Here is a 22,917-nt window from a genome sequence, read left to right as displayed (position 1 = left end):
TCACCGAAGAGGTGGGGATGAGAGTTCGGCCCGCCAACATCTCCGCCATAGCCGTCCTTTTCCCAAAGCGCTGACATTGCTCAACTGACTCGCATAGCAGTGGCGCAGGACCAAAGCACGCAAGCGCTCTTCCGATTCCCCAATCCCCATTCCCGATTCCCGACTCCCCATTCCCCTCCCAGCTACAATGCCGCCATGCACATCGGCCCCTACTCCATCGACCCCAAGGTGATCCTGGCCCCGATGGCCGGCGTCACCGACAAGCCGTTCCGGCTGTTGTGCAAGCGGCTGGGTGCCGGGCTGGCGGTCTCGGAGATGACCATCTCCGATCCGCGTTTCTGGGGCACGCGTAAATCGCTGCACCGCATGGACCATGCCGGCGAGCCGGATCCGATCAGCGTGCAGATTGCCGGCACCGAGCCGCAGCAGCTGGCCGAGGCCGCGCGCTACAACGTGGACCACGGCGCGCAGCTGATCGACATCAATATGGGCTGCCCGGCCAAGAAAGTCTGCAATGCCTGGGCCGGCTCGGCGCTGATGCGCGACGAAGACCTGGTGGCGCGGATCCTGCGCGCAGTGGTGCAGGCGGTGGACGTGCCGGTCACATTGAAAATCCGCACCGGGTGGGATTGCGATCATCGCAACGGCCCCACCATCGCGCGCATTGCGCAGGATTGCGGCATCGCCGCGCTAGCCGTGCACGGGCGCACCCGCGATCAGCATTACACCGGCACTGCCGAGTACGCGACCATTGCCGACATCAAGGCCGCGTTGCAGATTCCGGTGATCGCCAATGGCGATATCGACTCGCCGCAGAAAGCTGCGCAGGTGCTGCGCGACACCGGCGTGGATGCGGTGATGATCGGCCGCGCCGCGCAGGGGCGGCCGTGGATCTTCGGCGAGGTGGCGCATTATCTGGCCACCGGCGAGCTGTTGCCGCCGCCGCCGTTGGCGTTCGTGCGCGATACCTTGCTCGGCCATCTGGAAGCGCTGCATGCGTTCTATGGGCAGCCGCAGGGCGTGCGCATCGCGCGCAAGCATCTGGGCTGGTACGCCAAGGATCACCCGCAAAGCGCCGACTTCCGCGCGGTGGTCAATCGCGCCGAAACACCAGAGGCGCAGCTGGCGCTGACCCGCGATTATTTCGATGCGTTGATCGCCGGCGTGCCGCCGGCGCTGTCGGCCGCAGCCTGAAACTGATTTTTCTAGCTTCAACTTTTTGTGAGAGCTGCACGCATGAGCGCACCTGACGACACGCCCACCTATCTGCATGGTTTTTCGCCTACCGAACAGGCGCGCCTGCTCAAACAGGCGCGCTTGCTCGAAGCCACCTTGTTCAATCAGATCGACTACAGCGGCGCGCGGCGTCTGCTGGAAGTAGGCAGCGGCGTGGGCGCGCAAACCGAGATCCTGTTGCGCCGTTTTCCCGATCTGCACGTGACCGGCGTGGACTTGAGCGAAGCGCAATTGGGCGCGGCACGCGCGAATCTCGAGCGGCTGGCGTGGTGCCGCGAGCGCTACACCTTGCAACAGGCCGATGCGACCGACCTGCCGTTCGAGGCGCGTCAATTCGATGCGGCATTCCTGTGTTGGGTACTCGAACATGTGCCCTCGCCCGCACGCGTGCTCAACGAAGTGCGCCGCGTGCTGTTGCCGGGTTCGCCGGTGTACGTCACCGAGGTCATGAATGCCTCGTTCCTGCTGCATCCGTACTCGCCGAATCTGTGGCGCTACTGGATGGCGTTCAACGATTTTCAGCACGACTAGAGCGGCGATCCGTTCGTCGGCGCCAAGCTGGGCAACCTGCTGCTGGCCGGCGGCTTTCGCGATGTGCAGACCGAGATCAAGACGCTGCACCTGGACAACCGCGAGCCGGGCCGGCGCAAGACCATGATCGGGTTCTGGGAAGAAGTGCTGCTGTCGGCGGCCGAGCAATTGCTGCAGGCCGGCGCGGTCAACGCAGACACCGTGGACGGCATGCGCCGCGAACTGGCGCAGGTGCACAGCGACCCGAATGCGGTGTTCTTCTATTCGTTTGTGCAGGCGCGCGCCACGGTGTATTGAACGCGCGTGCTGCCTGGGCTACTTGCGTGCGCGTTTCTGACCAGACCTGCTAGCCGACCTGGTAAGCAAACCTACTGAGAGACCGGCACAGGAGACGTGGCGGCATGTTCCAGATCGCCGGTCAGCACCGTGCCGGTCGGCTCGTGCCAGATACGGTGCCACATCTGCGCCAGCACTTCGCCGATCTGATCGCGTGCCACCGGCGCGCGGTAAGCGGCCTGAACCTGCCGCGGCGCAATCGGCTGCCATTGCCCCTCTTCGCGATGGGCGACCACGAAGTTGAAGTTGTAATCCGGCTCCAGGCCCATGCGCAGATCGCTGAGCATCAACTCGTCATCGACCAGCCGCGCACGCATGAAGCCGCGATTGAACCAGCTCAGCCTGCGCACCGAATCGAACTTTGCCACTTCGCCCAGGGCCTGGGTATTGCTGGAATAGCCGCGAAAATGCATCGGGCCCTTGTCGGCCACCAGCGAGCGCTCGCCGATCACATACCCGTTGGGCGTCATCGCCACTACCCGCCACAACACCGTGTTGAGCGGCATCGGCACCGAGAAGCGCGGGGCATCCTTCAAACCGAGTGCGGCCAGCGCGCGGTCGGCTTCGCGGTCGACCAGGTGCTTGGCCAGCAGCGACCAACCCAGATACGCAGAACTCAACGCAAGCCCGATCACCAAGGCGTGCTGGGCCAGCGGCCGCGCACGTGCGAACCATGCCACCGCACAGGCCAGCAACAGCCATAGCGTGTAGCCCGGATCGATGATGAACACACTCGACCACATCGCCGGATGCGGCTGCAACGGCCACCACAGCTGGGTGCCATAGACAGTGAAGGCATCCAGCAATGGGTGCGTGATCAAGGCCAGCTGGATCGCCCAGAACCAGCGTTTGGGCGCACTGGCCACGCGCCGGTTGCCGTAGCGGCGGTACAGCCACCAGATCAGCCAACCGACGAATGGCAGCACCAACAACGAATGGCTGGCGCTGCGATGCACGGTCATCTGCGTGACCGGGTCACTGGTGAAGGGCAGCAGCGCCAGTGCGTCGAGATCGGGCAAGGTGCCCAGTGCCGCGCCGGCCAACAAGGCGGCACGGCGCTGTCCGGCCGGGGCGATGGCGGCTGCGACGGCGCCGCCGAGAACGATCTGGGTCAATGAATCCATCGCCCGATGCTAGCAGGCCCAACATGCATTGGCAGGCATGTTTGTACGCGTTTTCAGTCGAATGCAGGGCGATCAGTGGCGAGGCTTGGCTGGTCGTCCCGGACGGCAGCGCCTTGCTGTCACCGACGTCTGCTTAACTCCATTGCCACCTGTTCAGGCGCACAATGCAACCTACATGCGGGGCGTGTATCATCCGCAGCCATCTTTTCATCCGAATCAAGGGATATAAGCCAGATGTCCAGCTACCTGTTCACCTCCGAATCGGTCTCCGAAGGCCATCCGGACAAGATCGCCGACCAGATCTCCGACGCCGTGCTGGATGCCATCCTGGCCCAGGACAAGCGTGCCCGCGTGGCATGCGAGACGATGGTCAAGACCGGTGTTGCGATCGTTGCCGGCGAAGTGACCACCAGCGCCTGGATCGACCTGGAAGCGCTCACCCGCAAGGTGATCCTGGACATCGGCTACAACAGCTCCGACGTCGGCTTCGACGGCGAGACCTGTGGCGTGCTCAACCTGATCGGCAAGCAGTCGCCGGACATCAACCAGGGCGTTGACCGCAAGAACCCGGAACAGCAGGGCGCCGGCGACCAGGGCCTGATGTTCGGCTATGCGACCAACGAGACCGACAGCCACATGCCGGCGGCGATCCACCTGGCACACCGCCTGGTCGAGCAGCAGGCCAAGATCCGCAAGAAGAAGAACTCGGCGCTGTCCTGGCTGCGTCCGGATGCCAAGTCGCAGGTCACCCTGCGCTACGAAGACGGCGTTGCGACTGCGATCGACGCGGTGGTGCTGTCGACCCAGCACGATCCGGGCGTCAAGCAGAAGGAGCTGATCGAAGCAGTGCGCGAGGAAATCCTCAAGCCGGTGCTGCCGGCCAAGTGGCTGCACAAGGGCACCAAGTTCCACATCAACCCGACCGGCAAGTTCGTGATCGGCGGGCCGGTGGGCGACTGCGGCCTGACCGGACGCAAGATCATCGTCGACACCTACGGCGGCTGGGCGCGTCACGGTGGCGGCGCGTTCTCCGGCAAGGATCCGTCCAAGGTCGATCGTTCGGCAGCCTATGCCGCACGCTATGTGGCCAAGAATGTCGTGGCGGCCGGCCTGGCCGACCGGTGCGAAGTGCAGGTCTCCTACGCCATCGGCGTGGCGGAGCCGACCTCGATCTCGGTCACCACCTTCGGCACCGGCAAGATCGCCGACGAGCAGATCGAAAAGCTGATCCGCAAGCATTTCGACCTGCGTCCGTTCGGCATCATCCAGATGCTCGACCTGATCCACCCGATGTACCAGCAGACCGCCTCCTACGGTCACTTCGGCCGCAAGCCGAAGGACTTCTCCTACACCGACGCAACCGGTGCGCAGCACACCGCCACCGCGTTCTCGTGGGAAAAGACCGACCGTGCCGACGCGCTGCGCGCCGACGCCAAGCTGAAGTAAGTCAGTTGCTCCTGCGGGAGTGGAACTGACGAGAAGTGCAAATGGGCCGCAGATGCGGTCCATTTGCGTTTTGGCCGAGCGCGTATCGTGATCAAGGCTTGCGTGGGGAGCATCGCCTGCCGATCAGCAGTGGCAATGTTGGGAGCGTGGTGTCGCGTCCGGGGGCGGGACCGTGTGGCGGCATGGATGCCGCCACCGAGCCTCCAGGGACGGATTCACGGCGTGTCCCGACACCGGATGTGGCGCCGCGCCGCCGACCGACTCCGCACACCGATCGGTCTTGCGCACGACATCTGGCGTTTTCATGCCAATGCTTCGGTTTGCTGCGGGCGCTTGCGCGCGTACCGGCGTGGGACGCGCCGCAAGTACGCCCGTGTAGGCTCTTACGCGGCATCCATGCCGCGTAAGGTCCCACGCCGGCACGCGCGCAAGCACCACCGATCATTGTCGGTGGCTGAAAGAAAAGTCCCTCTCCTGCGGGAGAGGGGTCAGGGTGAGGGTGCGGGGCGAAGCCTCTTTGCGTATTGGATGACACGAGGCTTCGCACGTACCCTCATCCGCCCCTGCGGGGTACCTTCTCCCGGTGAGAGAAGGAACAGCCGCTGATCACCTTTTTCGAGATAAAGATTGCTGCTGCACGGTTACAAATCGAGCTGCAGTTGTTTCTCAAGCGCCTGCACAAACTCCGGCAACGGGCACGCCATGCGTTGCTCTGCTGTGCAAACGCCAAGCGCCAGCTCCTGCTGCAACGGCGGATGCTCCAGATTGAGCGGCGCCAGCGTGCGCAGTTGATCCAGCGATTGCGCCAGATACCGCGCACGCACCACCTGCTTCCCACTCGGCTCGCGCCATAGGCCCAGCACCAACGCACCGCCCGGCGGCGGATCATCCGCGCCGTAGCCGGGCAAGTGAAAGTGCACGCCCAGCAAACTGCTCAACGCGGCGATATGCGTGTCGCTGCCGACGAACAGCGAGACCTTCGCCGCCTGCGCGTCACCGAAGCGTTGCAGCACTTCGCGCGCCAGCGGTGCGCCCGAGCGCGCGGCCATGTAGTGCGGTCGTGCGTAGATGTCGAACAGCAGCGCGTGCAGGCGCGAAACCTGCACCAGCCGCTCAGGCGTGGCGCGGCCCCAGCCGACCTGCGACTGCGGCAAGCCTTCGGCGTATTGCAGCAGCAGGACCTCGCCGGTACCGGAGGTCAGATCGATTGGCCCACCCAAGGCCAGGCCGCGACCATTGGCAGACGGCGTCAGCGTGGATGGCATCTTCGCAAAGTCGCAGGGCGTGCGGGTGCAGCCCAGAATCTGCTGCATCGCCTGCAGTTCGGCCGCATGCCCTTGCAGCAACGCGGCAGGACCGCCGGTCTGCTTTTCGATCGAGGCGACCGCTGCAACGGCATCGAATGCAACCGCGCCGGCTTCGATCGGTCGAAACAACGGGTCGTTGCTGCCGGCCTCGCGGTGCCCGGCCACGATGCCGCAACCGGGTGCCAGCGCCTCGGCAAGCAAGGCGCCGCTGTCGATGGTGCGTTGATCGGTATTGGCCCAGATCGACACGCTGCCTGGCGCCGGGCAACCGCTGCTCGGCAACACCTTGTGCTGCGACAGCCATTGGCGCAGATAGTCGCCGCTCAACTGCACGCCGATGCGCCCATGCGCAGTGAGCAGGCTGGCCGGCGTGGACCACTGCGGCCACGGCGCGTCTGCGTAGTGCGCTGCGGCGGCTTCGCCTTGCAGCGGCGCACGCACGCCATGCCGGAACACCACAACCACGCGCTCCAGTTGCTCGGTCTGAGCGGCCGGCACGACTGCAGAAGGCGCAGGCCTCTGCGGCGTGCAAGCGATCAGCAGCAGCACGCCAAATGCGAGTGCCGGCATCAGCCAGCGCGGCCGAGGCGCTGTCTTCGGGCGTTGCCTGACACCTGCGTGCAACGGCGCAGTGATCCCGCCCGACGGCAACAACGCAATCCCCAGCGCGTCGCTGCCGTCATCGCCTGCGGGCGTCTGTTCACCACCCTGCCCCGTTTTCATCGCTTGCCTGGAACACATACTTGGCGGTCATCCCGTTGGTCATGGCGGAATGTACGGTGCCAATATGCAAGGCAGACGACACCTGGCGAAACTTCCTCAAATATTCGGGCAGCCGCCACGCGGCGATAGATCCCCGGAATCAGCCGCACGGTTGCGGTACCAAGAGCGGCATCAGTCTTGTCCAATGACGACTCGCCGCATGGTGCGCTGCCTTGCGTAGATAACCCGACACACCGGTCGTCAGGACGCACTGCACAAGGCAGCGGCACGATGACATGCAGATGGGCCGGCATCAGCCCATCGACACACGCCCGAACCACGTGCGTGGTACGTCACCTTTCCGGGATCGCATGGTTCTGCGTCTGCATGCGAGCGATGCCGCGCAGATTGGCTCGCACTCAGGTGCGCAGGAAGATTTCCACGCGTCGATTGAGTTGTCGCCCGCCGGGGTTGTCCTGTCCATTGAGCGTATTCGGCGCTACCGGCTGCGATTCGCCGTAGCCCTTTGCGCCGGCCGACTGCGCGGCACCGCGTGTGCGTAACGCGGCCAGCACTGCATCGGCGCGGCGCTCGGACAGCGCCTGGTTATAGGCATCGCTGCCCTTGGCATCGGCATGCCCGCGCACTTGCATGTCCTTGGCGCTGACCTTGCCGAGTGCGGCGGCCAGCACGTCGAGTACGCGCGCGGCATCGGGGCGGATCTCGGCCTTGTCGAAGTCGAACAGGATGCGTTCGTTCAAGGTGATCAGATAGCCGCACGGCGCACCGGGAGGTGCGAATTTCTGCAGCAGCGGAAAGCGCCCGGCAGGCGGCACCTTCGACAGCGGCGGCATGCGTACCTCGCGCGGCGGCGTGCCGACGGTGCCGGTGCCATCGCCGCGGTTCTGCACCAACCCGTCCGGGCCGTTCCAGGTCCCCGAGCCGTCGGCGTTGATGGTGATCAGGCCGCGTGGACCGTTCCAGGTGCCGCTGCCATCGCCGTGATTGTTGACCAAGCCGCTCTTGTCGCTGTTCCAGGTACCCGCGCCCTTGGCGTCCAGGCTGATCAGACCGGCCGGGCCGTTGTAGGAGCCGGCACCGTTGGCCTGCACCTGGATGATCGCATCGTCGCCGCCGGCGCCGCTGGCATTGATAGTGCCGCTGCCGTCGGCGTTGACGCGGATCAGGCCGCCGTCGAAGTTGGCGCTGCCGCTGCCGTCGGCCTTGAGGTCGAACAGGCCACCGTCGCCGTTGCGCAGCAGATTGCCGTTTGCATCGACGCTGGTGATGCCGGCATCGTTGATCAGGGTGCCGCCATCGCCGCAACGTGCCGGCGCAACGCTGACGCCTTCGATCGGGTCGAGAATGTCCTGCAGCGAGGCTTCCAGCGCGCGTTGCGCCGGGGTCACGCCGGCGATGTCCGGCACCACGATCAACGGGATGGCCGGGAACTCGGGCACCGCCTCATCGGTGGCCGGCGGCGCATCGGATGGACGCGCTGCAGTCTGCGCTGCCGGCGGCGTTGCAGCCGCAGCGTCTGCCGCGTTCTTCTGACCTTCGTCGCGGCCGCAACCGGCCAGCAGCAAGGGCACCCAGATCACTGCCGACAGCGTCTTGCGCATCGCATCTTCCTTGTTGGAGCGTGTTCGAGAGAACCGCCTGATAGCATGAGGCTGGTAAACAATGCGCTAAGAACGGCGAACAACACCGCTGCGCGTCCGCCAGGTCGAGTGCAGTGATTTTGTCAGCCACTCTTGGTGAATGCAGTCAGAAGTCCAGGTCAAACGCTGAGTGGGTCGAGGGCGCGGTGCCCTCGCCGCTCGCGGGACACGCCGTGAATCCATCCCTGGAGGCTCGGTGGCGGCATCCATGCCGCCACACGGTCCCGCAAGCGGCGAGGACACCGCACCAGACAGGTTGCTGGTTGCTTTATTGAGGACAGGACACGGCGTCAGCCAGTCTGCTGGTTGCCTTGTTTAAAACCCTGCACATCGACCATCTCGACTGGCCCTTGCCCGCCCACCATCGCGGGACCTTACGCGGCATGGATGCCGCGTAAGAGCCTACATGGACGTACTTGCGGCGTGTCCTGCGATGGTGGGCGGGCAAGGGCCCTGCAGCAAACGCAAAGAAGTCGAGTGCGTCGAGGGCACGGTGCCCTCACCGCTCGCGGGACACGCCGTGAACCCATCCTGAAGTGACCCCCGGAAGTTGGACACTCCGTCCAACTCCGAGGATTTCATGCACAGATATGACGCTCGCTTCAAACTTCAGGTCGCCAAGGAGGCCTGCAAGACCTCCATCTCGGTCAAGGCGGTGGCTCGCCGTCATGGTCTGGAGTTCTCCACGGTCAGGCGTTGGGCAGCGACCTATCAGTTGCACGGTTGGCGCGGGTTTCACCGCAAGGCCCGCTCCTATGATCTTGCGTTCAAGCTGGAAGTTCTTGAAAAGATGCGCCAAGAGGGGATGTCTGCGCGCGAGGCCACGACCTACTTCCAGATAGGCAGCGCCGGTGCGGTAGCGCATTGGCAACGGCTGTATGCTGACGGCGCCGCCCAAGCGTTATCGCCGCCCCAGAAGCCGATGAAAAAAAAACGCTCGTCCAAGCCCGCCGAGGACATGAGCCGCGATGAGCTGCTTAAGGAAGTGGCCTACCTGCGTGCGGAGACGGCCTACTTAAAAAAACTCGATGCCTTGATCCAGGAAGAGCAGGCGGCGCAGCGCGCAAAGCGCAAGCCGTCCACGGATTGAGGCAGACCTACGCACTGCCGCTTTTGCTCAAGGCGGCCGAGCTATCGCGCAGCACGTTCTATTACCAGATTCGTGCCCTGGCCCGTCCCGATGAAGGTGAGATCGACCTGTGTGAGCGCATCCGCGCGATTTACGATGAAAACCAAGGGCGCTATGGCTACCGCCGCATCGCACTGGAACTGGCCAATCAGGGTGAGAGGATCAACCACAAGCGGGTGCAGCGCCTGATGGCCGGACTGGGGCTGCGATCGCGGGTGCGCATCAAGCGCTATCGCGCATTCAAGGGCGCAGCCAATGTCATCGTAGCCAACGAACTGAGCCGCCAGTTTGAAGCTCAGATGCCCAACCAGAAGTGGGTGACCGATGTCACCGAGTTCAAGGTGCAGGGCATGAAGCTCTATCTTTCACCGATCATGGATCTGTACAACGGCGAAATCGTGGCCTATCAGATGAAACGCCGACCGGTATTCGACCTGGTGGGCCAGATGCTGGATCAGGCAATCAAAAAACTTTCGCCCGACGCTCGGCCGATGATCCACTCTGACCAGGGATGGCACTACCAGCACGAGAACTACCGGCATCAACTCGAAAAGCACTCTCTGAAACAAAGCATGTCCCGACGCGGCAACTGCTTGGACAATGCGGCCATGGAGAGCTTCTTCGGGACGCTGAAGTCCGAATTCTTTTATCTAAACAGCTTTGACAGCGTCGAAAGTCTGGAAGCCGGGCTGGTGGAGTACATCAGGTACTACAACGAAGACCGGATCAAGCTCAAATTGAAGGGCCTGAGTCCGGTAAAATACCGGGAGCAGAGCAAGCTGGTCGCCTGATCGCCCAACTGTCCAGCTTTTGGGGGTCACTTCATCCCTGGGGGCTCGGTGGCGGCATCCATGCCGCCACACGGTCTCGCAATCGGCGAGGACACCGCACCAGACAGTTATAGGTTGCCTTGTTGAAAGCGTGCCTATTTCTCTGCTTGTCTTGGAAGCTGATCGGGCGCGCCGTCACCTAAAAGACGCACGTCATGCATTGCTTGCACCATGCAAAACGACACTCTCGACTGGTCCTTGCCCGCCCACCGTCGCGGGACCTTACGCGGCATGGATGCCGCGTAAGAGCCTACATGGACGTACTTGCGGCGTGTCCTGCGATGGTGGGCGGGCCAAGGGCCCTGCAACCAACTCGCAGCGTCAAGGGCGCGGTGCCCTCACCAGAAAGTTGGCCGGCTGTTTTATTGAACGCAACGCCATGCGCACCGACCATTCACTGACCACAACGGCATTTCGATTCTGCTTGCTTTAGAACGTTGCCGAGGATGCAGCCGGTGTCTCGCCTTGCGCGCCGTGCGCACTCGTGTTTCCCGCCTCCTCGGCCTGCAGCTGCGCATGCAGGATGCGGCGAATCTCCAGAATCGCCTGCGGGGTTTCCTGCACGCTATGCCAGGAGGTCACCACCAATTCGGACTCGGCACCCTGCAGATGCGCACTGCGATAAGGCACCAGACCATCATCGGAATCGGCCAGCGGCACCTGCGGTTTTTCGCGCCCGACGATGGTGTGGTAATGCACCTGGGGGGAGATCGGCAGGTCCATGCTGGCGCGTACGAAGGGATCGGTGTCGCGCAGGTTGTCGATGCTGGTCGGCGGCAGCAAGCGCCGCTTGCGTCGCGGGTCGCCGCCCTGCCCGTCACGCTCGCTGTTGGCCAGGTCCTGCAGCACATCACCGAAGCGATCCAGCAAGGCGATCGGCAAACGCACCAGGCGCCCGACGAAGCGCCCCAGCCCACCTTCGGCCAATGGCGTGCCGCGATGCGGCGCGGCGATGAAGATGGCGCGGTCGACCTGCGGCAGTGGCGAAAAATGCAGCAGCGGCGACAACTTCGCGCGCACGCGTGCGCCGCGCTCGCCTTCCAGCCGGTAGTTTTCCAGCAATGAATTCCACAACGTGTCGCCGGAAGACGACACCAGCAAGCGCCCGATCACCCCGCCCATGCTGTGGCCGATCAACACCATGTCGTGCGATGCGATGGCCGTGCCGGCCGGATCGAAGTGCTGCAGGCTGCGCTCCACCATTGCCTGGATTTCCGCGCGGTTGACCGCCACCGGCGCGTTGGTCGGGTAGTACACCTGCCAGATCTGATAGCGCTGGCGCAGCGTTTCATCGCCCATCACCTCGTTGGCGACATTGACCCAGGCTTCCGGGCTGCTGGCCAGCCCGTGCAGCATCAGCAGCACGCGTCGGTCCGGGTCGTAGGGCTGCATCAGATACAGATGCGGGCGATCGATGCCGCGCGCGCTGCCCAGCATCGAGCGCAACGACTGCGCGGCGAAACCGGATTTGGCCAGCCATAGCCCATAGGCGGCAGTGAAATTGGCCGCCAGCGGCACGCGCTGCCCATGCAGCACCACCTCGTTCTGGCGATACGGGTCGTACGGCACCACGGTGGCGATGTTGCCGCGTAGCACGGCATCCAGCGTCTCGCCTTCGAAATGCAGCAGCAGCGTGGCCGGTGCGTACGGCATCTCGCTGAAAGTAGGCAACGGCCGCTCTGGCGATGCGACTGCAGTGGCGGCTTGTTGCAAGGCCAGCCCGGCAGGATCGCCGACCACTTGCGGGTCCACCTCGGCCACCAGCTCGGCACCGAAACCATCGCGCCGATAGGTGCTGCGCAGCCCATTGAAGCGCAACGCCGAGGCGGCGAAGATCGCGCGCGGCGTGTTGCCGCCACCCGGCAGCCGATAGGCGGACATGTCGATACCCACCTGCCAGCGGCCCACGGTGGTCGGTTCGCGCTCGGTCTGGCCGGTTTGCTGCGCGCGTGCGAACAGGCGCTCGATCACCTGTTGCACGGCGTAGTTGTAGTAGTCGCGCACCTGCGTCTGGCGATTTTCGAACGCACGTGCACTGGGCGGGCGGGCGCTGAAAAACAGGTACGCGTACGCATGCCGCGCTGCTTCCAGCCAGGCGTCGACTGCAGCGTCGCTCATCGTTGTCGGGTCGCGCCCGCCTAATGCAATCGCATGCGCGGTCCATAGCTCGGCTTGCGTTGCCAGACGGCGCTCCTCGCCGATGCCCGCCACGCTGGTGAGTTGCTGCAGGCACGACAGTGGGTCGCTGCGGCAGGCCTTGGGTTGCAGCCCGGCCACCTGCAGGGTCTTGCTGCTGGCCTGGCTCAACTCGCCGGTGCTGAGCACATCTCCGCGCGTGCGCGCGATGTAGTCGCCGCTGCTGTGCGATTGCACCGTGACCATGGCACAGCCGCTCAGCAACAGGCTGCCAAGCACACCCGCCAACACTGCAGCGGTGCGGCGTCCACGCAGGCGCGACGTCACCGGGGTGCGCTCGTGGTGGCGGCTGGCGCCGGTGCCTGCGGCATGCCGACACGGATGCGCTCGGAGAAATCCGCCGCCTTATCGGCTGCGATCGCACGTGCGGTGAAATGCCCGCGCTGCTTCAAGGTGGCAAAATCGTAGCCGGGCAGCAGGCCCTGATGATCGTAGGCGTATGCGTCCACGTAGCCGGACAGCAGCAGGCGATGATCCAGCGGCAAGGTGGGCTGCAATTGCCGCGCCAGCGCAAACACGATCGTGGTGCAGTTGCTGGTGAGCGTGTTGTAGAACGCCGGGGCGCGATTCAAGTCGTTGGCCATGCGCACATAGCCCATGAACATGCGGCGCAGACCGGCCTTGGGAATCGCCAGCCGATACAGATACATGTCCTCTCCGCGCACGTTGGTGCGCACGCGCAGAATGTCGCGTTCGTCGGCGGCCACCAGGGTTTCTTCGAAGCTGCGGAAAAAACCGCCCAATGCAGAAAACGACTCGCCGCGTTCCTTGCGGATTTCCAGCGAGAACACCACGTGCGAGCCGTCGTCGAAGCCGAACGACACCAGCGTGTGCGCGATGGCAGGGCCCATCCAGTACGAAAGCGCCAGATCGGCGCTGACCAGACGGTCCAGATCATACTGGCGGGTTTCCCAACGCGGCTGGTAGTCGGTTTCGCTCTGCCAATCGAAATTGCGCACGTTATGCAATGTAACGATGTTGCCGTGCACGTCGGGCTGCAGGCGTTGGGCAACATCGTCGGCCCAGTCGCGGTCCTGGCTGGGCTGCATCATCCACCACGACACCGCCAGCACCGCAAACGCCGCACTGAAGATGCCCACCAAGGCCCAGTTCTCGCGGCCACGGCGCAGGCCCCACAACGCCGCCAGCGCCATCGCGCACCACGAGCCCACCCAGGCCGTGCGCACGAACGCATTGCCAGTGATCGCGAAGTAGATCGCAAGTCCACCCCATAGCGCGGCCAGCACCAGCGCCACGCGCAGCGCCCAGCGACCGAGGCGGGACCGCGTGGCCGGTGTCATCGGGTGCCGCCTTCCGGCACCTGCATGCCCAGCGCGTGCATCAGCAGATCGGCCGAGCGATGGGCAAGCCGTTTGCGTTCGGATTCGTCATTGCCACGCAGGCAGCTGCCCAGCATGTCGATCACCAGCAGCAACTGCTCGTCGTCGACATCGGCGCGGCACAGGCCGGCGTCGCGGGCGCGTTGCACGAACGGCAGGAAGATGCGCACCACACGCCGATCGGCGGTTTCCACGGCCGGGTGCGCGCGTTCGATCGAACGCCAGAAATCCACCAGCGGCGCGGATTGGGCGATGTGCTCGGCCACGTCGTGCAGCAGCACGGCCAGCCCGTCCGGGCGCTCGCCCAGATCGGCGGCAAGCCGTTCCAGCCCATCCAGGCCACGGGTCATCAGCGCCGTCATCAGCGCGAGCCGGTCGGGGAAATTGCGGTACAGCGTGGCGCGGCCAAGGCCGGCACGTTCGACCACCAGTTCCAGCGGGGCATTGACGCCGTGTTCGCTGAACACTTCGTCGGCGGCATCGAGAATCTGCCGGCGGCGTAGCGCGGCATCGGGGCGGGGAGTCGTCATCGCGGCATTATCGGACAGATTTGTCCGGTAACGCCAGAGTCCGCTTGACCAACCCGCGCGTTCTCCGACCAACGGTCGGATCATGTGATCGGATCAGGCGGTCTGATCGGGCGGTCCGCTTTGACCATCCGCTTCGACCGTCTCATGCGGTCGAAGCAGCGAACCGGATCAGCCGGTGTTCTGCACGCCTTGCGAGACGCCGTTGACGCAGGCCACCAGCGCGCGCAGCAGCTCGTCGTCTTCGCCATCGGTGGCACGCCAGCGTTGCAACAGATCCACCTGCAACACGCTGATCGGGTCGATGTAGGGATTGCGCAGGCGGATCGACAACGCCAGCCGCGGGTCGTGCTGCAGCAGCGATTGCTGCCCCGTCAACGCCTTCACCCAGCCCTTGGTCAGCGCCAGTTCGTCGCGAATGCCCGGGAAAAAGCGCTCATGCAGGTCACCCGACAGCCGCGAAAACAGCTCGGCGATGTTGAGATCGCCCTTCGACAGCACCATCGCCACGTCGTCCAGAAAAGTGCGGAAGAACGGCCAGTCCTGCGCCATCTCGCGCAAGGTCTCTTCATGTCCCGCATCCACTGCCGCCTGCAGGCCGCTGCCCACGCCGTACCAGCCCGGGATCACCGCACGCGCCTGGCTCCACGCGAACACCCACGGAATCGCGCGCAGATTGGACAACGCCGCGTCCTGGCCGAGCCTGCGCGACGGGCGCGAGCCCAGGGTCATGCGTTCGATCACATCGATCGGCGTGGCGCGGCGGAAATACTGCATGAAATCCGGCGCGCCGACGAAGGCGCGGTACGCGACAGTGCTTTGTTCTGCGACCAGATCCATCACCGGCCGCCAGCGATCCTCGCGCGGCTCGGGCGCACGCGGGCGCAGGCTGGAGAGCAGCACCGCGCCGGTCATCTGTTCCAGCGAGCGCAATGCCAGCGCGCGAATGCCGTATTTGCGATGGATCACCTCGCCCTGCTCGGTGACGCGCAGGCGGCCGTCGACACTGCCGCGCGGTGCGGCATCCAGCGCGCGGCTGGTCTTGCCGCCGCCACGCGCAATCGAACCGCCACGGCCGTGGAAAAACGTCAACCGCACCCCCAGTTCGGCAGCGGCTTCGAGCAACTCCACCTGCGCGCGCTGCAGGCCCCAGCGCGAGGCGGTGATGCCACCGTCCTTGCCGCTGTCCGAATAGCCCAACATCACCATCTGGGTATCGCCGCGCGCGGCCAGATGCTGGCGATAGACCGGATCGGCGAGCAGATCCTGCACGGTGCCGGTGCCGCCGCGCAGATCGTCCACGGTTTCGAACAGCGGCACGATATCCAGCGGCACGGCGCCGGCGTCGTCGGCCAGGCCGCCGCGTCGCGCCAGCGCGAGCACGGTGAGTACGTCGGCGCGGTTATGCGCCATCGAAATGATGTAGCTGCCCAACGCATCGGCGCCGTGGCGGCTGCGCGCATCGGCGAGCGCGGCGAACACCGCATCCAGCCGCGCGTTGCCTTCGTCATCCACGCGCGGCAATGCCTGTTCGCCGGCTGCATACGGACCGAGCAATGCAGCGCGCTGCTTTGCATCCTGTTCCTCCCAATTCACCTGGCCCAGTGCGTCGGCCACCGCGCGCGCATGCACGCTCGATTCCTGGCGCACATCCAGACGGGCCAGATGGAAGCCGAAGGTGCGCACGCGCCACAACAGACGGCGCACCGCGAACCAACCGGCGTGCAGGCCCTTGTTGGCCTGCAGGCTGTCCAGGATCAATTGCAGATCGTGTTCCAGCTCGGACGGGGTGGTGTAGGCACCCTGGGCATCGTCCAGCGTGGCCTGCAGGCGCGCGCGCATCAGATCGTTGAGCAGCCGGTACGGCATGTCGCCATGGCGCGGGCGCGAGCGTGCGGCGTCCTCCGGCAGCAATACGCGGTAGCGCTCCAGTTGCTCGCTCAATTCCGAACTGACTGCCACCAGCGTAGTCGACTGGCTGAGCAGGCTGGCCAGTTGCCACAGCTCGTTTCGATAGCGATCCAGCACCGCGCGTCGCTGCGCATCCAGCGTGCCGGCGATGGTGACGGCATCGACGTTGGGATTGCCGTCCATGTCGCCGCCCACCCAGGTGCCGAAGCGCAACAGCCGCGGCAGGGTCGGCACGCTGCCGTAGGTTTCTTCGATGGCGTGTTCGAGGGTTTCGTACATCACCGGCACCACGCGATACAGCACCTGGGTGAGATAGAACCCCACATGCTCGCGCTCGTCTTCCACGGTGGGACGCACCGGCGAGGAATCGGCGGTCTGCCAGGACGCGGTCAGGGCCATGCGGAAGCGCGCCGCATCGGTGGCGCGCTCGTTGGGCGTGCGCATGCCATCGAGGTTGTCGACCAGGCTGGCGACCATCAGCTGTTCTTTTTCCAGCAGCGCGCGCCGCACCGCTTCGGTGGGGTGCGCGGTGAACACCGGCTCCACGTCGATGCGCGGCAGCCACTCGCTGAGCTCTTCCAGTGTCACGCCCTGCGCCTTGAGCCGGCGCAATGCATCGTGCAGGCCATCGGGCTGCGGCGTGTCGGTGCCGCTGCGCTGGTACTCACGGCGGCGGCGGATGCGGTGCACGCGCTCGGCGATGTTGACCACCTGGAAATAGGTGCTGAAGGCGCGCACCAACGACTCGGCTTCACGCGGCTCGCGTCCGGCCAGTTGCGCGCTCAGTGTGGACGGTGGCGCATCGCTCTCGCGCCGCGCGATGGCGGTGGTGCGGACACGTTCGATCTCATCGAGAAATTCCGCAGAGACCTGCTCGGCGAGCAGGTCACCGACCAGTGCACCAAGCCGACGCACATCGTCGCGCAAGGCAAGATCGGGGGTAGCGAACACAAGACTGCTGCGGTACTCGTTCATCGGAAACGCACACCCTCTTCAAGCGCAAAGTCGTCGAAGACTAACCCAAAAGGATTAGATGATCGCGACCGGCACGACAGTTTCAACACCAACCATCGTGTGCCCTACCGACGCCCCCGTAGGAGCGCGCTGGCGCGCGACGTGGCTTTCCCGGTAATGCCCCATCGCGGGCAAGCCCGCTCCTACGGGGTGGGGTTGTCCTGGTCATGCCTCGTCGCGCCCGGGTGCGCTCCTACGGGTGATCGCGGCAATCGTGTGGATGCCGCAGCACATCTTCCCGGCACGCGCGGCGGCCGCATCCACCGTAGGAGCGCACCCGGGCGCGACGACGCTTCACCGGTGACGCCGCATCGCGCGCCAGCGCGCTCCTACAGTGCCAGCGCGCGCTCGATCAACGCGCGCGTGCAGCGCCCGCATCCTTCACCGGCTCACCGAGATTGGTCTTCAACCACTGCTCGCTCTCGGCCAGCATCTGCAGGATCGACTGCCGCGCACGGTAGGCATGCGACTCGTTGGGCAGCAGTACCAACCGCGCGTTACCGCCCAGGCCCTTGATCGCAGCGAACATGCGCTCGCTCTGAATCGGGAAGGTGCCGGTGTTGTTGTCGTCCTGGCCGTGGATCAGCAGCAACGGGTCCTTGATCTTGTCGGCGTAGTTGAACGGCGACATCGCCTGATACACCGATTGCGCCTGCCAGTAATTGCGTTCTTCGGCCTGAAAACCGAATGGCGTGAGCGTGCGGTTGTAGGCACCGCTGCGCGCGATGCCGGCCTTGAACAACCGCGTATGCGCAAGCAGGTTGGCGGTCATGAAGGCGCCATACGAATGCCCGCCGATGGCGATGTGTTCGCGGTCGGTGACTCCGCGCCGCACCACTTCATCCACGGCCGCCTGCGCGTCGGCGACCAGCTGCGGCACATAGGTATCGTTGGGTTCGGCATCGCCTTCGCCGACGATGGGCATGGTCGGGTTGTTGAGCACCACATAGCCGATCGCCAGAAACGCCTGCGGGCCCCAGTAGCTGATCGCGTTGAAGCGGTACGGCGAGTCGGTGACCTGGCTGGCGGTGTCGGCACTCTTGAACTCACCCGGGTAGGCCCACATCAGCAGCGGCCGCGGGCCGTCGCGCTTGGGGTCGTAACCGGGCGGCAGCAGCAGCGTGGCGGTAAGGTCCACGCCATCGGCGCGCTTGTAGCGGATCTGCTCCTTCTGCACGCCGCGCAACTGCGGCAAGGGATGCGCGAACTGCGTCAGTGCGCGCGGCGCAGGCGCTGCATCGCCCAGCGCCTGCACGAAGTAATTGGCAGGCTCCTCGGGCGATTCGCGGCTGAGCAGCAACTGCGTGCCTTGCGCATCCAGCAATGCCAGCGGCGCGGAATAGGTCGGTGCCTGCGAATGGAACAGGCGCGTGGCGCGTTTGCTCTGCAGATCGAAGCGGTCCACGAACGGGCGGTCGCCTTCCGGCGAGGCGCCCTTGCCGAGCAGGAACAGGCTGTTGCCATCGGCACCGGTCTGCAGCAGCGCGCGGCCCTTGCCACCGGCCACCGTCGCCGGCGTGCCGGGATCGTTATAGCGGTCTTGCGAGGAGCGGTCCCACAGTAGTTCGGGCGCACGCTGCGGTTGGTCCGGGGCGATGCGCCATTGTTTGGTGCGGCGGGTCTTCCACCAGCTCTCGGTGAGGATGGCCAGATCGCCCCGGCCCCATTGGATGCCATCGAAGCGGCTGCCCAACCGCGCCAGCGTCACCGGTGCACGCGCAAACGGCGCTGCCTGCATCAGCACCGCATCGCGGATCGTGCTGGCGCGTGCCGGGTCGCCGCCGTCCTGCGCCTCGGCCCAGACCAACGTGGCCGGCGCATCATGCCGCCAGCTGATGTCGCGCACGCCGGTGGGCACCGCGTCGTTGCCGGTCGGCAGGCCTTCCACCAGCGGCAGCTGGGCGATCTGCCGCACCAGCTTGCCCTGCAGGTCCATCACTTCGATGCGACGCGCGAAATTGTCCACCGGCACCACATACGAGAACGGCCGCTCGCTACGTTCGCTCAGGAGGTAACGGCCATCCGGCGACACCGACAGGTTGAGGTAGATGCCGGGCGCGGCGATCGGGCGCACCTGCCCGCTCACCGTGACGATAATCGGCTGGCCGGTGGCGTAGTACTCGAACACGCGCGCATCGGCCTCGTTGCGCAGCAGGTCCTGGTAGGTCGGCAGCGAGCGCACCCCGGCGGCGGCACTGGTCTGCTGGGTCGCCGGGCCGTTTGGCACTGCGTCGCGGGCAGGCGGCGCGCCCTGCCCTGCCACTTGCTGTTGCAACAGCAGTCCGCTGCCGTCGGGCAACCAGTGCAACTCGTCGTCGACGCTGGTGTTCAAGCCAGTGACCAGACGCCTGGCCTGCCCGGCCGCCACGTCCACCAGCCACAGTTCGTTGGCGCCGCTGGTCGCGTCCTCGCGGCGGAATGCCAGGTAGCGCTGGTCCGGCGACCAGCTCAACGTGGCCAGCGACAACGGCGTCGGCAGCCCGGCGATCTGCCGCTCGCTGCCATCGGCCACCGACAGCAGCCACAGCTTGCCGGCAAAGGCAAACCGGCTGCTGGCGAACGTCTTGGGATGGATGCGCAGGCCGGCCAGCTTGAGCTCGGGCTGGGCCACCTCGGCGATATCCGGCAATGCCGGCAACTGCAGCATCGCAGCCAGATCGCGTTTGGGCGAGAGGTGCAGCAGCGGCGCGCGCGGTGCGTCGACCACCGCCTGCAGCGCCTTGGAGGGCAGCTGATACCCGCTGCTTGCTGCGGCAGCGGACTGGGCGACCGGTGTGCTGACCGCAGCTGCCAGCAATGGCGCGCTCAACCCCAGCGCTCCTGCGCCCGCCCACGCCAATGCCCATGTGTGCTGCCGCCAGCCGTGCGCATTCCGTTTCGCCTGCATTGTCCCACTCCCGGTCTCGATCGACCCTGGACCATAGCAGCCACTCGTCGGCGACTCCCCTGCCGTTGGTTGGGGGTCATGCCAATTCATGCCGGCCAATTCATGCCGGAGGGGGGTGCTGCCGATATAATCACCGCTCTCGTCGAGGGGCGCTGCGACCGGTATGGCGGACTGATCCGCCAACTGCACAAACCGTGCAGGCACACGGCCAGGCTCGACAAGCATTCACCGTTCAACGGCGCCCGGAATTGCAGACATCGATCTGCCTACCGGAGCTATTGCATGAACGCTGTCACGAAAATCGCCCCACACAACGACTACAAGGTCGCCGACCTCTCCCTGGCCGATTGGGGCCGCAAGGAGCTGGACATCGCCGAGCACGAGATGCCGGGCCTGATGTCGATCCGTCGCAAGCACGCCACCAGCAAGCCGCTCAAGGACGTGCGCATCACCGGCTCGCTGCACATGACCATCCAGACCGCCGTGCTGATCGAAACGCTCAAGGACATCGGTGCCAACGTGCGCTGGGCGTCGTGCAACATCTTCTCCACCCAGGACCATGCCGCTGCTGCGATCGCGGTCACCGGCACCCCCGTGTTCGCCTGGAAGGGCGAGACGCTGGAAGAGTATTGGGACTGCACCCTGGACGCGCTGACCTTCACCCTGCCCGACGGCACCCAGACCGGTCCGGAACTGGTGGTGGACGACGGTGGCGACGTCACCCTGCTGATTCACAAGGGCTATGAGCTCGAAAATGGTTCGACCTGGGTCGACGAGCCGGCTGCTTCGCACGAAGAAGGCGTGATCAAGGCGCTGCTCAAGCGCGTGGCCGTCGAGCGCCCGGGGTACTGGACCCGCGTGGTCAAGGACTGGAAGGGCGTCTCCGAAGAGACCACCACCGGCGTGCACCGCCTGTATCAGATCGCCGAGGCCGGCAAGCTGCTGATCCCGGCCATCAACGTCAACGACTCGGTCACCAAGAGCAAGTTCGACAACCTCTACGGCTGCCGCGAGTCGCTGGCCGACGGCCTCAAGCGCGCGATGGACGTGATGCTGGCCGGCAAGGTTGCCGTGGTCTGCGGTTACGGCGACGTCGGCAAGGGCAGTGCCGCCTCGCTGCGTGCCTACGGTGCCCGCGTGATCGTCACCGAGATCGACCCGATCTGTGCGCTGCAGGCGTCGATGGAAGGCTTCGAGGTCAACACCATCGAATCCACCCTGGGCCGCGGCGACATCTATGTCACCACCACCGGCAACAAGGACATCATCACCGTCGAGCACCTGCAGGCGATGAAGGACCAGGCCATCGTGTGCAACATCGGTCACTTCGACAACGAGATCCAGGTCGATGCGCTGAATGCACTCAAGGGCGTTGAGAAGATCAACATCAAGCCGCAGGTCGACAAGTACGTGTTCGGCAACGGCAACGCGATCTTCCTGCTGGCCGACGGTCGCCTGGTCAACCTGGGCTGCGCCACCGGTCACCCGAGCTTCGTGATGTCCAACTCGTTCGCCAACCAGACCCTGGCGCAGATCGACCTGTGGGAAAAGCGCGACAGCTACGAGAAGAAGGTCTACATCCTGCCCAAGCACCTGGATGAAGAAGTTGCGCGTCTGCATCTGGAAAAGATCGGCGTCAAGCTGACCACTTTGACCAAGGACCAGGCCGAGTATCTGGGCGTGGACGTGGCTGGCCCTTACAAGCCGGATCATTATCGCTACTGATCACCTGGGCTGATGATTGCCCGGATGTCACAGGTTGAGCAGAACGGGCGCCGAAAGGCGCCCGTTTTCGTTGCAGAATGCTGGATGGTCATGCGTGGAAGCGGACCCACATGGCAATCAAACTACGCTCGCAACATGCGGCGACATCAACACGCGTCGCAAGTGCAACGTTTTGAGCAATACGCCATGGAAACTCAAGAGCTCCCGCGACAGCTTTGCCGTGGGCGTGCCAGCTATTCCTGTATGCGATACTCACTCAAGGCTTGCAAATTACCCGGCGTGGCGGCAAGACTGACCGATCACTACGTAACACCCATGGTCGAAAGGAAACAACATGGGCGGCTTTAGCATCTGGCACTGGATCATCGTTCTCTTCTTTTTTTGCAGCATCGCTGCTGCCATCAGCCTGATCGTCTGGGTCGCAAAGCGGGCGTCGCGCAAATCACCAATCGCGACGACAGGGTCAGCGGCACCAAAGACCGCTCAATCCAGACTGTTGGAACTGGACACTCTGAGGTCGCAGCAGCTGATCACGGATGCGAAATACCACCAGCGCCGCACCCACATCCTGAGCGAAATCTGAGCATCAGCTGCAGCGCATGAACCATGTTTCCGCTGTGCTGGATCAACATGTCCATGTCATTTGCCAAGTTGCCATGCGCCAGAAATTACTAGCGCGCGGTACTTCGATACAAGACGGCATGAGTCTGAGCTTCAAGACCCCTCAAGAACTTTCCGAAATCCTCAGCCTGCTGCAATCACTGCAGATTCCATTTGCCGACGCACCTGCAGGTTGGCCGCCCGCTGCCGTGTTCGCGTGGCTCAGAGATCAGGGACTGGTGCAAGGCGCGATCACTACCGTTGCATGGGTCGCCCCCGACATGCCCGTGCTCGGCGTCGGCTAGCGCACATCTACGCGAGGGTGACCGGCGGCTCGCCAGGCGCAATCAACGCAACGGTGCACTTGAGAATGTCGGCTGCTGCACACACACGCCTGCGGCTAACGACTTTCCAA

Annotated in this window: 14 protein-coding genes, 1 pseudogene and 1 riboswitch; of the genes and pseudogenes, 7 read left to right on the top strand and 8 right to left on the bottom strand. The window is 64.7% G+C overall.

Going from position 1 to position 22,917, the window contains the following annotated elements; all coding sequences use genetic code 11:
* The first annotated feature begins 195 nt into the window (after positions 1 to 195).
* Together dusB and NYR97_RS13380 are read left to right on the top strand one after the other, a co-directional pair.
* Entirely contained in the window at positions 196 to 1,194 is a 999-nt protein-coding gene (gene dusB / locus NYR97_RS13385) for a tRNA dihydrouridine synthase DusB (protein WP_316693767.1), read from the top strand.
* Between the two features lie 42 nt (positions 1,195 to 1,236).
* Positions 1,237 to 2,064, top strand: a pseudogene (locus tag NYR97_RS13380) (methyltransferase domain-containing protein).
* 71 nt (positions 2,065 to 2,135) lie between these two features.
* Here NYR97_RS13380 and NYR97_RS13375 read toward each other — a convergent pair.
* Positions 2,136 to 3,227: a metal-dependent hydrolase gene (locus tag NYR97_RS13375; protein ID WP_316693766.1), complete on the bottom strand. Its 1,092-nt coding sequence runs from the start codon at positions 3,225 to 3,227 to the stop codon at positions 2,136 to 2,138.
* 234 nt (positions 3,228 to 3,461) lie between these two features.
* On the opposite strand from NYR97_RS13375, the gene metK reads away from it, so the two are divergent.
* On the top strand, positions 3,462 to 4,673 hold the full coding sequence (gene metK / locus NYR97_RS13370; RefSeq protein ID WP_316693764.1) for a methionine adenosyltransferase: 1,212 nt from the start codon (positions 3,462 to 3,464) through the stop codon (positions 4,671 to 4,673).
* Positions 4,674 to 5,314: 641 nt separating this feature from the next.
* Here the strand turns inward: metK and NYR97_RS13365 are convergent.
* Together NYR97_RS13365 and NYR97_RS13360 are read right to left on the bottom strand one after the other, a co-directional pair.
* Positions 5,315 to 6,634 carry a histidine-type phosphatase gene (locus NYR97_RS13365; protein ID WP_425613077.1) on the bottom strand — a complete coding sequence of 440 codons (1,320 nt, stop codon included), beginning with the start codon at positions 6,632 to 6,634 and terminating at the stop codon, positions 5,315 to 5,317.
* 467 nt (positions 6,635 to 7,101) lie between these two features.
* Entirely contained in the window at positions 7,102 to 8,304 is a 1,203-nt protein-coding gene (locus NYR97_RS13360) for an OmpA family protein (protein ID WP_316693762.1), read from the bottom strand.
* A 619-nt stretch (positions 8,305 to 8,923) separates the two neighbouring features.
* On the opposite strand from NYR97_RS13360, the gene NYR97_RS13355 reads away from it, so the two are divergent.
* Positions 8,924 to 10,263 (top strand): IS3 family transposase gene (locus tag NYR97_RS13355; RefSeq protein WP_205394725.1). Its coding sequence is split into 2 segments (ribosomal slippage): positions 8,924 to 9,359 and positions 9,359 to 10,263, totalling 1,341 coding nucleotides; the frame shifts between segments, so codons are not numbered across the junction.
* Between the two features lie 468 nt (positions 10,264 to 10,731).
* Here NYR97_RS13355 and NYR97_RS13350 read toward each other — a convergent pair.
* The 5 genes from NYR97_RS13350 to NYR97_RS13330 all read right to left on the bottom strand — a co-directional run bounded on the left by NYR97_RS13350 (position 10,732) and on the right by NYR97_RS13330 (position 20,177).
* Positions 10,732 to 12,684, bottom strand: a complete 1,953-nt coding sequence (locus NYR97_RS13350; protein WP_316698223.1) for an esterase/lipase family protein — start codon at positions 12,682 to 12,684, stop codon at positions 10,732 to 10,734.
* 77 nt (positions 12,685 to 12,761) lie between these two features.
* On the bottom strand, positions 12,762 to 13,799 hold the full coding sequence (locus tag NYR97_RS13345) for a DUF4105 domain-containing protein (protein ID WP_316693760.1): 1,038 nt from the start codon (positions 13,797 to 13,799) through the stop codon (positions 12,762 to 12,764).
* Positions 13,796 to 14,368: a TetR/AcrR family transcriptional regulator gene (locus NYR97_RS13340; RefSeq protein WP_316693758.1), complete on the bottom strand. Its 573-nt coding sequence runs from the start codon at positions 14,366 to 14,368 to the stop codon at positions 13,796 to 13,798. Before NYR97_RS13340 ends, NYR97_RS13345 begins: the two co-directional genes overlap by 4 nt.
* Before the next feature lie 168 nt (positions 14,369 to 14,536).
* Positions 14,537 to 17,251: a phosphoenolpyruvate carboxylase gene (gene ppc, locus NYR97_RS13335; protein WP_316693756.1), complete on the bottom strand. Its 2,715-nt coding sequence runs from the start codon at positions 17,249 to 17,251 to the stop codon at positions 14,537 to 14,539.
* A 391-nt stretch (positions 17,252 to 17,642) separates the two neighbouring features.
* Entirely contained in the window at positions 17,643 to 20,177 is a 2,535-nt protein-coding gene (locus NYR97_RS13330; protein ID WP_316693754.1) for a S9 family peptidase, read from the bottom strand.
* Positions 20,178 to 20,315: 138 nt separating this feature from the next.
* Positions 20,316 to 20,428: riboswitch (S-adenosyl-L-homocysteine riboswitch) on the top strand.
* A 31-nt stretch (positions 20,429 to 20,459) separates the two neighbouring features.
* Between NYR97_RS13330 and ahcY the strand changes: the two genes are divergently transcribed.
* The 3 genes from ahcY (at position 20,460) to NYR97_RS13315 (ending at position 22,807) form a co-directional block, all read left to right on the top strand.
* Positions 20,460 to 21,902: an adenosylhomocysteinase gene (gene ahcY, locus NYR97_RS13325; protein WP_316693752.1), complete on the top strand. Its 1,443-nt coding sequence runs from the start codon at positions 20,460 to 20,462 to the stop codon at positions 21,900 to 21,902.
* A 334-nt stretch (positions 21,903 to 22,236) separates the two neighbouring features.
* Positions 22,237 to 22,485, top strand: a complete 249-nt coding sequence (locus NYR97_RS13320; RefSeq protein WP_316693750.1) for a hypothetical protein — start codon at positions 22,237 to 22,239, stop codon at positions 22,483 to 22,485.
* Positions 22,486 to 22,501: 16 nt separating this feature from the next.
* Positions 22,502 to 22,807, top strand: coding sequence for a hypothetical protein (locus NYR97_RS13315; protein ID WP_316693749.1), 306 nt, complete (start codon positions 22,502 to 22,504; stop codon positions 22,805 to 22,807).
* The last annotated feature ends 110 nt before the right edge of the window (positions 22,808 to 22,917 follow it).

This window comes from Xanthomonas hydrangeae (assembly GCF_032697525.1).
GTDB lineage: Bacteria > Pseudomonadota > Gammaproteobacteria > Xanthomonadales > Xanthomonadaceae > Xanthomonas > Xanthomonas hydrangeae.
Note: the sequence above shows the minus strand (reverse complement) of the source record. Positions and strands in the feature narration are given on the sequence as shown.